The 14,978-nt window shown below is 39.0% G+C and carries 18 protein-coding genes; 6 read left to right on the top strand and 12 right to left on the bottom strand.

The window, feature by feature from the left end:
- Positions 1–29 precede the first annotated feature (29 nt).
- From MH117_RS04005 to MH117_RS03995, 3 genes are all read left to right on the top strand, one after another.
- The gene (locus MH117_RS04005) at positions 30–503 is read left to right on the top strand and encodes a DUF2975 domain-containing protein (protein WP_239327343.1); all 474 of its coding nucleotides are present in this window, start codon (positions 30–32) and stop codon (positions 501–503) included.
- A 10-nt stretch (positions 504–513) separates the two neighbouring features.
- Positions 514–729: a helix-turn-helix domain-containing protein gene (locus MH117_RS04000; RefSeq protein ID WP_239327342.1), complete on the top strand. Its 216-nt coding sequence runs from the start codon at positions 514–516 to the stop codon at positions 727–729.
- A 214-nt stretch (positions 730–943) separates the two neighbouring features.
- Positions 944–1,402: an AraC family transcriptional regulator gene (locus MH117_RS03995; protein WP_239327341.1), complete on the top strand. Its 459-nt coding sequence runs from the start codon at positions 944–946 to the stop codon at positions 1,400–1,402.
- A 252-nt stretch (positions 1,403–1,654) separates the two neighbouring features.
- Here MH117_RS03995 and MH117_RS03990 read toward each other — a convergent pair whose 3' ends face one another.
- From MH117_RS03990 to MH117_RS03940, 11 genes are all read right to left on the bottom strand, one after another.
- A complete protein-coding gene (locus tag MH117_RS03990; protein ID WP_239327340.1) occupies positions 1,655–2,047 on the bottom strand; it encodes a hypothetical protein in 393 nt (130 codons plus the stop codon).
- 198 nt (positions 2,048–2,245) lie between these two features.
- The gene (locus tag MH117_RS03985) at positions 2,246–3,169 is read right to left on the bottom strand and encodes a DUF7638 domain-containing protein (RefSeq protein WP_239327339.1); all 924 of its coding nucleotides are present in this window, start codon (positions 3,167–3,169) and stop codon (positions 2,246–2,248) included.
- A gap of 246 nt (positions 3,170–3,415) precedes the next feature.
- Complete coding sequence (locus tag MH117_RS03980; RefSeq protein ID WP_239327338.1) at positions 3,416–3,826, bottom strand: hypothetical protein; 411 nt, start codon at positions 3,824–3,826, stop codon at positions 3,416–3,418.
- A 3-nt stretch (positions 3,827–3,829) separates the two neighbouring features.
- A complete protein-coding gene (locus MH117_RS03975; RefSeq protein WP_239327337.1) occupies positions 3,830–4,807 on the bottom strand; it encodes a phosphotransferase family protein in 978 nt (325 codons plus the stop codon).
- A gap of 148 nt (positions 4,808–4,955) precedes the next feature.
- The gene (locus tag MH117_RS03970) at positions 4,956–5,111 is read right to left on the bottom strand and encodes a hypothetical protein (protein ID WP_239327336.1); all 156 of its coding nucleotides are present in this window, start codon (positions 5,109–5,111) and stop codon (positions 4,956–4,958) included.
- Positions 5,112–5,562: 451 nt separating this feature from the next.
- Entirely contained in the window at positions 5,563–6,792 is a 1,230-nt protein-coding gene (gene vanT / locus MH117_RS03965) for a serine racemase VanT catalytic subunit (RefSeq protein ID WP_239327335.1), read from the bottom strand.
- Positions 6,779–7,741 (bottom strand): M15 family metallopeptidase, encoded by a 963-nt coding sequence (locus MH117_RS03960; RefSeq protein ID WP_239327334.1) that lies wholly within the window; start codon positions 7,739–7,741, stop codon positions 6,779–6,781. The genes vanT and MH117_RS03960 overlap by 14 nt, the downstream gene beginning before the upstream one ends.
- A 1-nt stretch (position 7,742) precedes the next feature.
- Positions 7,743–8,798 (bottom strand): D-alanine--D-serine ligase VanG, encoded by a 1,056-nt coding sequence (gene vanG, locus MH117_RS03955; protein ID WP_239327333.1) that lies wholly within the window; start codon positions 8,796–8,798, stop codon positions 7,743–7,745.
- A 511-nt stretch (positions 8,799–9,309) separates the two neighbouring features.
- On the bottom strand, positions 9,310–9,744 hold the full coding sequence (locus tag MH117_RS03950) for a GNAT family N-acetyltransferase (RefSeq protein WP_239327332.1): 435 nt from the start codon (positions 9,742–9,744) through the stop codon (positions 9,310–9,312).
- A 195-nt stretch (positions 9,745–9,939) separates the two neighbouring features.
- Complete coding sequence (locus MH117_RS03945; RefSeq protein ID WP_239327331.1) at positions 9,940–10,449, bottom strand: DUF2199 domain-containing protein; 510 nt, start codon at positions 10,447–10,449, stop codon at positions 9,940–9,942.
- Positions 10,450–10,653: 204 nt separating this feature from the next.
- Positions 10,654–11,499: a copper amine oxidase N-terminal domain-containing protein gene (locus MH117_RS03940; RefSeq protein ID WP_481857243.1), complete on the bottom strand. Its 846-nt coding sequence runs from the start codon at positions 11,497–11,499 to the stop codon at positions 10,654–10,656.
- 754 nt (positions 11,500–12,253) lie between these two features.
- Between MH117_RS03940 and MH117_RS03935 the strand changes: the two genes are divergently transcribed.
- From MH117_RS03935 to MH117_RS03925, 3 genes are all read left to right on the top strand, one after another.
- Positions 12,254–12,478, top strand: a complete 225-nt coding sequence (locus MH117_RS03935; RefSeq protein WP_239327329.1) for a helix-turn-helix transcriptional regulator — start codon at positions 12,254–12,256, stop codon at positions 12,476–12,478.
- 102 nt (positions 12,479–12,580) lie between these two features.
- Entirely contained in the window at positions 12,581–13,531 is a 951-nt protein-coding gene (locus MH117_RS03930; RefSeq protein ID WP_239327328.1) for an NAD(P)-dependent alcohol dehydrogenase, read from the top strand.
- A gap of 367 nt (positions 13,532–13,898) precedes the next feature.
- A complete protein-coding gene (locus tag MH117_RS03925; protein ID WP_239327327.1) occupies positions 13,899–14,333 on the top strand; it encodes a pentapeptide repeat-containing protein in 435 nt (144 codons plus the stop codon).
- Between the two features lie 189 nt (positions 14,334–14,522).
- Here the strand turns inward: MH117_RS03925 and MH117_RS03920 are convergent, their stop codons facing one another.
- Entirely contained in the window at positions 14,523–14,903 is a 381-nt protein-coding gene (locus tag MH117_RS03920) for a class I SAM-dependent methyltransferase (RefSeq protein ID WP_239327326.1), read from the bottom strand.
- Positions 14,904–14,978 lie beyond the last annotated feature (75 nt).

The following is a 14,978-nucleotide window of genomic DNA, read 5'->3' as shown; positions in this document are numbered from 1 at the left end:
TTGAATTTATACAAATGAGGTGTTTAACAATGAAACGTGCATCAACATTGTTTTTAAAGATTTCTGTATTTGTAATGGGTTTACCAGCGCTTGCTATATGTGTAGTGTCAGCTGTTTCCTTATTTCAAGAACCAATCGATCCGTTCCCAGGCAAATTATATGCAATAGTTATCGGATTTTTTGCAGCCACCATACCTTATTACGTCGCACTGTATCAGGCATTTAAATTACTCAGTTATATTGATAAAAATATCGCCTTTTCGGAGCTGTCAGTTCAGGCATTAAAGAAGATCAAATACTGCGGCATCAGTATTGGCATTATTTTTGTAGCCATGGAGCCCGTACTGTACATCATGGCACAGCACATGGATGCACCTGGTATTATTTTACTCGGTTTGATTGTAGCCTTCGCGTCGTTTGTCATTGCCGTATTTGGGGCTGTACTTGAACGATTATTACAAGACGCTATTAATCTGAAGTCGGAAAATGAACTTACGGTTTGAGGTGAATACCATGGCGATAATTATAAATATTGATGTGATGTTGGCGAAACGAAAAATGAGTGTGACGGAGCTTTCGGAACAAATTGGAATCACAATGGCTAATCTTTCGATTTTGAAAAATGGAAAGGCAAAAGCAATTCGAATCTCGACCTTAGAAGCGATTTGTAAAGCGCTCGATTGTCAGCCTGGAGATATTCTTGAATACCAAAGTGAAACTGATTCATAGGAAATCTCTTCATCATTGGCCACCCGTTAAGGGTGGTTTTTTATTTGACCCTTTTATATGAAATTGTTATTCGTACAGCTTAGATCATGTTTGTCACATTATCATTTTAACATTTTTACCAAATATTTTTAAAATCATCATGTATATTTTTTTAAAGCATGTTACATTCGAAACGTAACCAACAAATATCATTGAAGAAAGGAAGAAAGAACTTATGAAATCTAAAGTCGAAACACTTCCAAACTATCGTATTGCTTATATGCGCGGAGTTGGTCCATACGGTCCTGCTAATATTGAAGTAATGGAGAAGTTAAAAAAATGGGCTGAGGAGAAAAATCTTCTTATATCGGCAACCTTATTTGCAATTCCACAGGATAACCCTGAAACAACACTTCCTGAGAACTGTAGATTTGATGCTTGTATTGTGATTTCAAAGGATTATCAAATCGATGCTTCTATATGTGAAGGTGAACTCCCTGGTGGCAAATACCTTATTTTCGAAGTGAAACACACAGCACAAGATATTCAAAAAGCATATGCCGATATTTTCCCTTCTCTACAAAGCATGGGCTATAAAATGGACGACAAGCCCATCTTGGAAAGATATATTGGCGATATGATTAGCAACCCTTATTGCGAAATATGTGTACCTATAAAACCTGATAAAGTTTGATTCGTTTTTCTTGTTTGGTACTATAAGCCCTCTCTCCTAAGAGTCTGATTGTGGCACAGTTGTTAGAAAAAAGTTTCGTCTGATCTAAAAACTAAAACGTCGTCAACTACATTGTCTGGTAATTGACCTTTACTGCATCCGGTATAATAATGACAAATAAATAGGTCTAAGCAATACTTGCTCAGACCTATTTATTAAATCACTCCTAGTATTTACACCTAAGTTGTTGAATCACACTAATTTCTAATCCTTCTACATTTCAATTACATTTATTTCATACTTTTTTGCTAAGACCCATCCGCTTAATCCATACGACGAGGATATTATAAAATACTTATATTGTTCTTGTATCAATTTTCCTTCTAGCTCATCGATCGTTGTATAGTCCATAGGCCAACTATAGTTCTTATGTTTTTCCAATATTTCTTTATTTTCTGTAATAAAATGATGAATATCATAGGTATCGATATCAAATATAATACTACCTGGTAATTGGGTTTCAAAAAAATGTGCAAGAACATCATAAAAGAAAATCGTTGTATTTTCAGTTTTGTTTGGAATTATATATTCGGTATGGATTACTATTTTATTTTGTTTCAAATTGATCTCATAGGATAGTATTTCATTATCATGTACGTTCGACACCCCTTACTCACTCCTCACTTAAAATCCCTTCCGGGGATTTCTTATAATGTTAATGCTTCCGACGTCCTACTACCTTAACCCCCGAAGGAGCGGCCGCGAGGCGGTTAGATGATGCGGATGTGTCCGGCTGAACCAAGAACGGAATGGCCCGATGTGTGAACATGCTATTATAAAATGTCCCTGTCTTCTTCGGGTCACTTATACTTCGCGCTTTTCTTCAGGACGGTAGATGATTCTCTGATAATCCCAATCTTTACTATCCATATCCCCTAAGAAGATTCGTTCATGTTCGGGAACAAGTTCATATTTGACTTTCAGATTTTGACGGTAATACTCAATTGGATCTTCTAAATATTGATAATATGCTTCTCGGCACTCTTCCAGTGAAGTCTTTTCGCCTTTAAGCTTCTTATGAATATCCATCAGCTCGATATATTTATCTTCAATCTCTGTTGAATACACAACTTGTGAGAACGTCACTTCACCTAAATCAGATAACATTACTTTTGTTGGTTCGTCAAAGCTTGTAAAGAACGTTCCATTCGTAAAAAGCTCATAGATCTCCTCTAATCTAAAAGTAAGTTTATTTTCATGGAAATAACAAATGACTAACCCATCTTCGTAAACAACTAGATTTGCTAAATAATTTATATTTTCATATTTGATGAAGATGGAGAACTGATCTCCATCTATAGTTTCATAAAACATTTCACGCATAACATAATAATTAGTAGCTCGAGGCGAGTACATAATCTTTCTTTTCTCTGCCAATTGTTTTTGCCAAGATGTGATTTCATAGATATTTTCAAAGTTAGGATTAATCGTTTTAATTGTGTCTTTTATATGTTCGTAATATGTATCCTTATCAAATATCCATTCGGCTTTTTGAACTGTATACATACCTAAAGCGTGTATAGATAGGTCTTCGCTCTCTGGGATGGATGGATTTAACCAATTGGAACTAAGCTTTTCTTTAAGTCCATTCAAATCAACAAGTTCCCAGCAATTTGACATGCCGTCTTCATAAACATCAACATTGATATAAAAATAATGACCACCATTATGAATGATCCCGGGTACAGTTACACCCTCTACTTCTTTTGTTCTTCGAATTTTCTGCAAATAATTCACATCCTATTGTAAGTATTAAATTTTGCGTGGATTTCTTATAATCTTGTCTTATTCATGAACCCTCACTGGCTTAAGACGCGCAAGTGACGGATCTGACGGGCTTAGCCTGGTAGGGTTGCCTATCCAAATTCAGCTCTTTAAAATGACTCTAGAATACCTAGCAGCCTTGAGACTGTAACGCATAAATATGGTGTTAGGTGACTTTCAGGACTTCTTCTCAATAACTCATAAATCGCTTTAATCTCTAGTTATATCCCCAAATTTTATTTCATATTGATCTGCAACGATTTCAAAAACATCGTCGTAAGTTTCGACAATAAAGTGCCTAGATTGAACACCCATTGTCTTCAAAACAATTTCTAAAAGATTTGAGTTCGTCATTTCAAAAAATGATGTCGTTTCACTGTAGTCCAAATCAAAATGATCATAACTTAAATCAAGCCCTACCATCTTAAAATATTGGATATTAGAAAAGACCATCGTATAACTAATCCAAGTGTCCTCTTCACCTTCACTGGCTAAACTACCACTAATTTCACCAGTCAATTCAACCTTTCGTTCATTGTACTTATAATTAACATCATCTAAAAATATACAATCTCTTCCTTCGAGTGAGCCGTACTGCGTCTTTATAGGTGTTATCTCCATGGCTTATGCCCCCACTATAGTCTGATTTATAAGCTGTCTTAAATCCGCGATCCGGTTTGTCATTTCCGGAGTCGAACGATTCAATAAATCACACAAGGCAATCAAATCTTCCAGTTTAGATAATAGAACCCAATTCTCATTCAAGAACCCACCTGAACTCCGGTATGCCTTTACAAAATGACGTTCGAACAAGGATTTATCGTGTTCATACCGTAGCATATTCCCAATATCAACATAACGTCTTCCTGAAAAAGCAAACTCCCAATCCAATACCGCCGATACTTCGAACCCATTTAGCCCTTCCATCATCAAAAGGTTTAAACCATTGAAGTCCGAATGAACGAGGACTGGCGGTTCATGAATTTCGGATAATAACGAACGGTGAGACACACAGAATGATCGAACCTTTTCCGTGGCTTCCGCTCCCAGCCAATGCCTGGTCGCACTATGATCCAAGCTCTCAGTAATAAAAGAGAAAAATTCGTTCTCATCCATGTCAAATGGATGGGCGATCGTAAGGTCCCCTGCGAAAAGACCCGGGCTTTCAAACGTATGACTGTGAATCCGAGCTAGTATATTGCCGACAGATTCCGCGACTTCTGCAATCTGGCGTTCTTCTCTTCTTTGTAAAATATCACGCAGTAATACTCCCTCTTTCCACTCCATTAAAGCCCAATCATATTCCACTAACTTTCGGCTTGTATCCAGATATATATAATCGGCTACTGGCACGACGCCGCGTAATCTCTCAGCGATTGCTTTTTCTTTTATAGCTATGTCTGAACCTCCAGAAAAGATCCTTAAAAGATAGGGTGTAGTAGACCCTTCAATCTCCACTTTATAGGTGCCATTACTAAGTCCTGTTTGTGTTCTTTCAGCTTTTATGAGCCGTTTGCCTCTGAAAACTTGGCTAATCATAACACTTAGCGTCTCAAATTTGATCTGCATACTTTTACTTGATCTTTCCCATGCCTCTTTCATCTTGTATCTCTCCTTTGTGAAAAAGGGAATCTACCACATTCAACATGTTAATAACTTTCATCATCGCCTAAAAGGTTGGATGGAACATTTTCAAGGTAAGAAGTGCATAAAAAAGAGCCACAAGTTAGTGACTCACTCTAATTTATGCTCATGCTTTAAAAGCATCTACAAATTTTTTTGCCTCTATTAATGACATACCTGTTTCTTCTCTCAAAAACTTCACCGTTTTAACTTCACCAATTGAATTTAATTTCTCTTTTACTGAGGCAATCAGTTTCTCATTATATATTTTAGTATAGTCCATTTTGTAACACTTCCTTCCAAACTATAAACTTTTATAGGAATACTTAACCTATTAGATTCAAAAATACCACAACTTGAAGTGAAAAATGCCGTCAAATGACGACACCTGCTTGTAAATATCACATTACTTTTCTACTTATACAAAATCAACGCACTATGAAAAATATATTTGCAGAATATTGTACTTCTATTATCTCTAATGAGGCATCGAATAGAAAATCATTCAGCTTTTTATCAAATGCTTTTTCAAAATAACGCCCCCTTCTATCTGTAATATTTTATACGAATATTTAACCCTTTAGTTTCAATTATACGTTTTGAATAGTTTGAACTTCATTTTATAAAAAGCAATAATATTTTAGAAAACAGCCTAAAGAAAAAACCTATGGATGGTTTCCTATCACGGAACTCACCCATAGGTTCTCTATTCTTTGCATCCATTATTAGCACCTTTAATTGACGTATACTCGATCCACTCGGTTTCCAATGCCGGTTAGCAACTCGTTCGGAATCGTATGACAACGTGCCGCAACCTCTTCTGCAGCAATGCAATACTCGCCGTCTTGTCCAATAAGCGTTACGATATCGCCTTCATTAACATGTTCGATATGCGTCACATCAATCATCATCTGATCCATGCATATATTGCCCGCTATAGCCGCTCGTTGTCCTTTCACCAATACATGGCCGCCCTGCTCGAATAAACATCTCGGTACCCCGTCTGCATACCCGATCGACACAGTAGCGATGAGACTGTCCTGTGTCGTCTTATAGTTGCGCCCATATCCAATGCTGGTTCCAGCATTGACACTTTTGACCATGGTTACTCTTGCTTTTAAGGAAAGCACCGGCAGCAAGCTAAACGTAGACTCTTCATTGTCTTTCACTGCACTTATCGCCCCGTACAGAGCAATGCCTGGGCGAGCCAAGTCGCAATGCAGCTGTGAAAAGTGAAAAATCCCGTAGCTGCTTTGCAGATGCAGACTGCCGGGTTCGATTCCATTCGACTTGATCACATGCACAAGATCATAGAAACATTGAATTTGTCTCTTTGTAAAAGCGATATCCGCTTCCAGATCATAGTCTGGAACACAAAAATGACTGTAGGTACCCGTAACCGTTAAATGGGGCTGACGGTATATGCTGAGGATACGATCCACTTGCTCTACGTTCTCTCCCAGCCTTCCCATACCTGTATCAATCTTCACGTGAACCTTTATCTTTTTGCTATATTGGTTTAAAGCAGCGGCATAATCTGCATTTATGACAGTTTGCGTGAGCTCATATTGGTATAAATCTTCAAATTGCCATGGTGAGGTGTATCCGAGAATGAGGATCTCTCCTTGAATCCCCGCTTTGCGCAGGACAACTCCTTCACGAATCTCTGCGACGGCATAAGCGTTTATGCCGATCGATTGCAGACATTTTGCAACGGGAACACTGCCATGCCCGTATGCATTCGCCTTCACCACCGCCATAATCCGACAATCAGCAGGCAATCGACGCTTGAGCTCCTTTACATTCTGCGCCAAATGAGCCAGGTTAATTTCTGCCCATGCCCGATACCGACCTGATTGATTCGATGTCTTCTTCGATTTCCATAGCGAAACCACAATGGCAGCTGCTGCAGAAGAAAGAAATGATACCAGAATAAAGTGAATCAGGCTGTTACCGACCATCATATGACTCAGCCCATTGAATTTGGCTATTCCTAGAACGATAATAATCGCTAAGGGGTGCATAATGTAAATCCATATGCTCATTCTCCGAAGATACGTGCTTGCGTTTTTCTAAGCTGCCTTTGTCATGATAAACCGTGATGATGCATCCATCTTGGTTATCTCCGGAGACGGTGTATGGTGTTCCATTCGGTACCTCGATACAGGCGATGTCTTGAAAAATGGGGACATAGTAGATTTCAATCGTTTTCCTTCCATTCTTGTCCTCAACGTACGCTTGCTTTTGATGGACTTGATATTGCTTTACATGCTCGATATATTCCTCCAAGCACCATTCGCACTCTTCCATGATGGCGGAATGCGGATAACCCACGTATCGAAAATGCCACGGTTCTGCTGCAATGTTCGTGATCGCTTCCTTGCTTTCCTTGTATCTTTGGATAAATCCGTATAGGGCTGCAAGCTGCTTGAAATCTTGGCAAGCGCCTGTGTCAGGAAATGATGGACAGATATAATCGACCTCTTCCGTTCTTTGTCCAACATCCACAGCCAGTCCAGTCTGATGCTCGCTTTCGCCGGGCCGGGCCACATAGCTGGATGTAAATGCTGCTCCGTTCTCTCTGAGCGATGCTTCGTACAGCTCCGTCTGCTCGTCCTGTGAACGATAGCCGCTTACAACCAGAATGTCCTGCGTCCCGTTGCAAGCCTCAAGCAGCGCGGTTAGCTGCTTCAAGCATGTCTTTTCCAGCCTCATCGATTCTCTCTTTGTATCAAAGACGTGCAAATTATCAATAGCATGAAGTTCAAGTGAGCCCTCCATTTGTCTTATTGCATGATTTCGATTCACTAAAAGAAGATGCCCACGATAGATATCTGACCGTGTAAGGGTTACAACGTTCTTATTCCCACAAACGGTGTTGTTATCTTCCTTTCTAATAGATAGCATCTCCATGTCACAATCCCTCCGCAACTGCGAGCTGTATCAATTGATCAAGTATTTGCGAATAGGTATATCCGCTCGCCTGAAGCATCTTTGGATATCTTGAATTGGATGTGAATCCTGGGATCGTATTGACCTCATTGAATACAATGCTGCCATCAGGTGTAACAAACATGTCCACTCTGGCAAATCCTTTGCAGCCAAGTGTCTTATATATTTGTCTTGCTATCTTCTTGATACGGTCTGCGGTAGGAGCGTCCACTCTGGCTGGGAGATGAATCTTTGAGGATTGCAAGGAATACTTCTCCGTAAAGTCGAAGAAATCCCCAATTAGTTCAATTTCATCAACGACACCGATCATAGGATCTCGATGCCCTAGCACAGCACACCCTACCTCGAATCCTTTAATTTCTTCTTCGATCACCACTTTATGATCATGCTCATAGGCAAGCTTGATGCCCTGCATCAACTGCGAAATATCATGCGCCTTTGTAATGCCTATGGAAGAGCCCGATTTCGCTGGTTTTACATAGACGGGATACTTCAATGCTTGAAGATCCTGAACTCCTTCTTCTTCGTGATCACCTTTATACATCGTTACCGAATAAGGCGTGTTGACTCCAGATGCTTGTACTAAGGCATGTGCGATATCTTTATCCATACAAATGGCAGAAGACAGCATGTCGCAGCCAACATACGGTATGCCTGCAAGCTCGATAAGTCCTTGTACCGTTCCATCCTCGCCATACTTCCCATGCATAACCGGGAATACAACGTCAATGGGCGTGACGTGATACTCCGTATTCACAATCTCAATGAGCCCCCGAATAGAGCGGCTCGGCGATAAAAAAGAGGGGATACAGCTCGGATGTAAATGCCACTGATTATCGCGAATGTCCGCTAGAGAACCGCTATATCTCAACCATTCTCCTTCTCTCGTAATCCCAACTAGCACGAGTTCGTATTTATCCGAGTCCATATGCTCAATTACAGATGCAGCTGATATGAGAGATACCTCGTATTCATTCGAGCAGCCGCCAAACAATACGACAACCGTTAACTTTTCCATCTGTAATCCTCCTACATCTATATCAAAATCATAGTGGTCTCATAAGCTGGAGGAGAAACACAAAAATCCCTATCTCTTCGTCATTGGTTTCTCCCTAGGTACTACATAAAACTAAGATTAGGGAAAACTTGTTAAGAAGAAATAGGGATATTTCTAAATTATTTCTTAAATGATTCGTGATAAACAGGCCAAGCCCCATGCTGCCTTGCCGATGGTTTCAGGCTTTATCTCACGTGTGGGCGCCAACAGTCTTGCCCGATGGACTTAGCCTCGCTTGGTTGTGAGCTGAGCCCGCTTCATGCTTACCTCATTTTACGAATCATGGACTAAGCCCCCAGCGTAGTCACGGTATTAGATGATGCATATGCCTTCTTGATTAACCATCAAAAATTTGCTTTGGGATAAGTATTATCATTCAATTTTTCCATTACAATTTGCATACGTTTCAACTAACATTCTTGCATCCACAAATCCTCAAATACAGCAGAACGACTATTTCTCTTTTGTCTGATCAATACTCCAGTTTATAAACGACTTCTCCATCGATAACTCGGCCATCTTCTTTAAATCCTAATTTTTCATATAAATGTTTTGCCCAAACATTGTTTGGTTCAAAGCTTATGTATATGACCCGATGGTGTGTATCCTCTTTAATCCTTTCAATGAGCCTCTCCATAGCAGCCTTCCCATAACCTTTTGACTGATACTTCGCATCTATCATTAACCGATAAATCCAATATTCATGGTCATCTTCATCCATACAATACATCGTAAATCCCACTAGGACATCACTATGATAAATAGCCAAGCAAACACACTCTGGAAATGCCTTAGCTTGTGCGAGCGAAAACAAATTTGTTGCTACGAACTCATTTTGCTCATCAGCTACACTCAACTTGATAACATCATAAAAATTACTTCGATCTATTTCCTTAAGGACTATCATAAATACTCCCCCTATATTCTTTTTGTAAATTCTGTGTGAATGACAATCAAAGATTATTCCATTAAATAATGCCATCTTTCTCAAATTCTGTATTATACAACAAACTCCTTCTCATTAAAGAAAAGGAGTCAAAATTTAATAGCAGCAGCGATGCGGCGTAGATACGATGTTATAAGATGTCAGCGACTTCTTCGACTATACTTTCAAATTCTGCTCATCCTGACTATGATATATTAAATGAGCAATTTCTTTAACTCTGCCCATTGTAATTCCTTCTCTTTGTTCAATTGCAAGTGGATGATTCGTTTGTTCTAATTCTATTAACGGAACAGCACCAACTTCTTGTGTATGTACCATTGTCTTTAACGATAATGTAGTTGTTGGATATATTGAAAGTTCTGTCGATAACCAACCAAAATAAGGTTTTTCAGTTTCCCTGCCTTCTACGTGCAATAATTCATTAGCTCTCAAGAAGTTTTCTTCACTAAGAGAAACCCAAACGCTCCAAATAAATTTCTCTTTACTATCAATGATTGGTATTTCAATATGTCCTCTAATATAGAAATGCTGTTCATCAATTACACAAAAATCTCTAATTAATTCTGTTCTTTTCTCTTCTGGTACAGTGTAAAAATAATAGGGTGCTTCACTTCCGTAACATAAAGGAAGTTCACTTAATTCGTTGTTACAGTGAGGGCATTTCATGTTTTCTGCTCCTTCGAGTTCCTCATCGATTTCTGATAACGCCTTGCCTTATTCGTGAAGTTTGTAAAAAAGTCCATATGTGGAGTATTTGCAAAATTACTGCGTTATCCTGGCCGTTAGTTAAGTAAAGGCGGCTAACCCTTAAAAGTCAGCTGCCTTCAACTGTATTTATTGAGCTATCTTTTCCCGTTCGTGCGATAATCATTAAGCAACATTATTACTGATCACCTTCAAAAACCCATTCTTTTCTGCCTTATTTATCATCTGACCAATGGAATCTCCTGCGGCATTGCTAAATATATACCATTGGTCTTCGGAAGCGTCATAAACCAATACGTCTGGGAGTCCTGATATCAATTCAGCTGGGAATGCTTTAACTAGACTGTAGATATCATATTGCTTTACGCTTTTTCCCTTCTCGTCCAAAAAATTATACTGCCCATTTTTATAATAAGAGCCAGGTGTATCAGGATTAACACTCCAAGAGAAGCTGTCAGGAGCTTTTACCTTTGTACCCTTGTTTTTTGAAATAAGTTGATAAATGGCTTCATTATACGCATTTCCATTTAATTGTTGGACTACGCCGCCCATCGTCATATGGTATTCATATTGCAATGCTTTTATTTTCACACCATCAATGACCAATGGCTTGGTGTCTACAGTTACTGTAGAGTTGCTGTAATCAACTTTACATCCAAACGTTTCTGCGATAAAACGAAGGGGTACGATAACACGATTATGTAGTACATATGGTTTTGCATCAAGTGTTATCTTTTCGCCGTTCTTTTTCGCTGAAGTGCTGTTGAGATTTAAAATTACTTTCATATTGCCTTTCGTAAGCGTAACTTCGGATTTCGACCAATTGACATTAGCTCCCAAATTTTCGCTAATTACACGCAGGGGTACCATTGTGCGATTGTTCTTAAATTCGGGCTTCACGTCAGATACGACAGATATACCATCAACTTTTATTTGAGTATCTGCTGCATAAGCAGTAGATGCACTACATGAGAGGATGGCAAGAAAAGCACCCAAGATAACTTTTTTCAACATTTATATCTTCCTTTCTTGGATATATTGGTATTTATATTATACATCAATACGCATTGGAAATTTTGAGGGTCAATCTATCTTTGTTTCCACTGCGCCATCTTGCCCGTTAATCAACACTATCGCCAGTCAGTCTAATACTTTATTTTCAGAGTTTATCAAGAGCTAAAAATAAAAAAGTCAATGGGACGAGTGTGTATTAGTTATGCCAAATTATCAATGTAAAGTTTGCTTGACATTTAGTATTCTATGCTTTACATTCTGAATAAGACAATTTACATTGATGAATATTGAGGGAGGGAGATTATGACTTATCAAGAGAAAAAAAGCGTTGTTTCTTTAGTTAGTGTTATTACCATATTCGTTTCTTTTTGGTTGTACATGTACCCGATGCATCCCAATAGCGGACTAGAATCAATGGAGACCTTTCGATTTTGGGGTTCTTTTGTCTTCATCTTAATTTTGGTTTCAATAATTGCCCACATTATAATCAGTATCGTTTTTAATATCGTGTATCGAATAACAACAGGAGAAAAGGAACCAACTTTTGAGGACGAACTTGATCGGATGATAACTCTGAAAGCAACAAGAAATTCGTTTTTTGTTTTTATATTAGGTTTTCTTCTTTCAATGGGATCTCTCATCGTGTTTCAACCGTCACAAAAAATGTTCATTATCCTAATCATTTCGGGATTTATGTCTGATGTAACAGGCTCGGTTACGAGACTTTATCATTACAGGAAAGGAGTCTAACATGGGTAAAAATCTTGTCGGCAACTACATTAGAAAATTGCGTTTTAACAGCGATGAAATGACCCAGCAGCAATTAGCTGACAAGGTAGGAGTAACAAGACAGACTATTGTTGCACTTGAGAAGGGGAACTACTCCCCATCATTAGAACTGGCTTTTCGTATTGCACGAGCGTTTGGTTTGCCTTTAGAAGAAGTGTTTTTTTATGAGGATAATTCAATGCAGTAAGAATTAGCGGTTTGTGGTTGACCATTTGGATTTATTCTTTGGGAAAGACGAGTTTGCCTAGGATTAACGATCTCTAAGTTGATAATATAGGAGGTTAAAAGGTTGAAAGCAGCGATTTTTAATTCCTATGGATCGCCTGAGGTTATGAAGATCAGGTATGTGCAACAGCCATCCATCAAGGATGACGTTCGGGTGTTGATTCGGGTACGTAATGCTTCGGTCAATACATTTGATTATCTGTGCCGTAAAGGATTTTTACCAATACGATTAGAGCATGGTCTTACGAAACCTAAAAATCTCATATTGGGTATAGACGTTGCGGGTACAGTAGAGGCTGTTGGCAATAACGTAACTAAATTTAAGGTTGGCGATGATGTATTTGGGAGTTGTTTTGGATCTCATGCGGAATATGTCTGTCCTCGTCAGAATGTACTAACTCTTATGCCCAAAAATATCTCGTTTGAAGAAGCGGCGGCTGTACCTTGTGCAGCCCTGACGGCAATGCAAGCATTGCGAGATGTAGCACAAGTTAAAGAGGGTCAAAAGGTATTAATCTATGGAGCTTCTGGCGGCGTTGGTCACTTTGCTGTTCAGCTTGCGAAATACTATGGGGCTGAGGTAACCGCTGTATGTAGTGCTTCAAATATCCAGTGGGTGCGAGGCCTCGGGGCACATCACGTGATCGATTATACCAAGCAGGAATTCACGGACAACGGAAAAAAATATGATTTTATTCTAGATGCTGTTGGTAAGAGAACTTACTTCAGTTGTATGCGTTCTCTTACCGAGACCGGAATCTATATTACAGAACAGCCCCTACGCCCCAAATACCACCCATTTCAATTGATGGTTGGTCCTATGATTGGCCGCAAGAAGGCTAAGTTACATCTTACAAAACCGAATGACTTGGATATGGAATTTTTGAGTCAACTGATAGAGGATAATAAAATACGTTCTGTTGTTGAGAAATGCTATCCATTAGAACAGATTGTAGAGGCTCACAGGCATATTGAAAACGGGCGAACCAAAGGGAAAATTGTACTGGGGATGTAAATAGAGCGGATTATCACACACCCAATCTACTTAATTTGAACCGTAGAAAAGCAACACTTCAGTTTCGCCCGCAAGCCCAAATCTCCATACTCACCTCCCGCCTTTGCAATATTCGTTGTTCACCGTGGCACATTACGTAGGATATTCTTTCAGACTGAGGTGTCCACTGTGTTTATGCTGACATCATTCAACTAACTGGGAACGATAGCTTAATAAAATAACTAAAATGCGGCTGCCGGGATGGATCGGCAGCCGTGTTGTGCTAACGGGCAGTTTAGTGAAATGATAATATATTTATTAATTACAAAAATAAGCGCTTTTGTTATATTGATAAAGTAGGTAATAATTGTTAAAAGGAGGAATATCTATGCGTATCGAAAATGTCAGAGAAACCCTCACCATCGTGAATGCGGACATTAGTGGTTCTAGCATCAAGAATGTTGGGGCGGAGGGGGTAAGCTTCCAATGCTGTAACTTGGCTGGCGCTACGTTCAACGACATCAACTTTACTGGTATGGCGATATCCGACGCCAATCTGACAGGAATCTTTATCGACGGAGCGCAATGGGGTGGCGCGCAATTTAAACATATCGGTTACGGTGACAAGAATCGGTCTGAGGACGGGCATACCACAGCGAAACTTCCGGTACGAATCATTTCATGCAACTTAGAGGACGCCGTCGTGCGTGAAACTAATTTACGAGGAGTCAGTATCGAAGGTTGCAATATCGAAGGATTGACGATTGACGGCGTTGATATTGCGACATTGTTGAGGCAGCACAAGATGGCCCTTAATCAATAATAAGAAGATATGGCAGCCATTATTTGGACTGCCGTTTTCTCAACTAACTGGGAACAGTAGTTAAAAATAAAGGGTCCCACATATTAGTCATGCATAATATATAGAACCCTTTATTTTATTTCCTTAACTTTAGGTCTTGATAATTTTCAGTCTAATGAATTATTTTCTTTTTAACAGCTGAATTCAGTTCTACTTCTTCCCTTTAATAATTGTTGCAAACTTGCTTTCTGTTTCCTGAATGGATTCAATTTGAAAACCAACTGATTTGAAAAGACGAATATATTCTTCTAATCCAATAGGGTAAAGCTTTATCTTCCGATCACCACACTCAAACCACTCATTATCTTTACTAACGGATAAAACAAATGAGCCATTATTCTTTAGTAATAAGTAAATGTTACTTAATGCTTTTTCCTTATCCTCAATGTGTAAAAATGTCAATACACTGTTAAAAAAAGAGGTACCATCCCATCTTTCCATATATGCTTGTAATTGTGGTGGGTCTTGTACTGGATCATTTCCCTCATCTATGAGCAATTCATAATGCTCAAGCGTACTTACAAGCTTCATTAAATATGCATCCACCCTTATCGATTTTTTGTCTTTATGCCCATAACGAATAACGTATTTGTATCTACGAACCCG

The organism is Paenibacillus sp. ACRRX, assembly GCF_022346885.1.
Lineage (GTDB): Bacteria > Bacillota > Bacilli > Paenibacillales > Paenibacillaceae > Paenibacillus_B.
The sequence above is the reverse complement of the archived record's forward strand: the minus strand, read 5'-3'. Positions and strand labels throughout refer to the sequence as shown.

Coding starts and splice junctions, on each gene's coding strand:
- MH117_RS03975 (WP_239327337.1), bottom strand. CDS start 4,807: ATGAAAGAGGCATGGGAAAGATCAAGTAAAAGTATGCAGATCAAATTT.
- MH117_RS03945 (WP_239327331.1), bottom strand. CDS start 10,449: ATGAAATGCCCTCACTGTAACAACGAATTAAGTGAACTTCCTTTATGT.
- MH117_RS03920 (WP_239327326.1), bottom strand. CDS start 14,903: ATGAAGCTTGTAAGTACGCTTGAGCATTATGAATTGCTCATAGATGAG.
- vanT (WP_239327335.1), bottom strand. CDS start 6,792: ATGATGGTCGGTAACAGCCTGATTCACTTTATTCTGGTATCATTTCTT.
- vanG (WP_239327333.1), bottom strand. CDS start 8,798: ATGGAAAAGTTAACGGTTGTCGTATTGTTTGGCGGCTGCTCGAATGAA.
- MH117_RS03970 (WP_239327336.1), bottom strand. CDS start 5,111: ATGGACTATACTAAAATATATAATGAGAAACTGATTGCCTCAGTAAAA.
- MH117_RS03935 (WP_239327329.1), top strand. CDS start 12,254: ATGGGTAAAAATCTTGTCGGCAACTACATTAGAAAATTGCGTTTTAAC.
- MH117_RS03925 (WP_239327327.1), top strand. CDS start 13,899: ATGCGTATCGAAAATGTCAGAGAAACCCTCACCATCGTGAATGCGGAC.
- MH117_RS03950 (WP_239327332.1), bottom strand. CDS start 9,744: ATGATAGTCCTTAAGGAAATAGATCGAAGTAATTTTTATGATGTTATC.
- MH117_RS03980 (WP_239327338.1), bottom strand. CDS start 3,826: ATGGAGATAACACCTATAAAGACGCAGTACGGCTCACTCGAAGGAAGA.
- MH117_RS03960 (WP_239327334.1), bottom strand. CDS start 7,741: ATGGAGATGCTATCTATTAGAAAGGAAGATAACAACACCGTTTGTGGG.
- MH117_RS04000 (WP_239327342.1), top strand. CDS start 514: ATGGCGATAATTATAAATATTGATGTGATGTTGGCGAAACGAAAAATG.
- MH117_RS03995 (WP_239327341.1), top strand. CDS start 944: ATGAAATCTAAAGTCGAAACACTTCCAAACTATCGTATTGCTTATATG.
- MH117_RS04005 (WP_239327343.1), top strand. CDS start 30: ATGAAACGTGCATCAACATTGTTTTTAAAGATTTCTGTATTTGTAATG.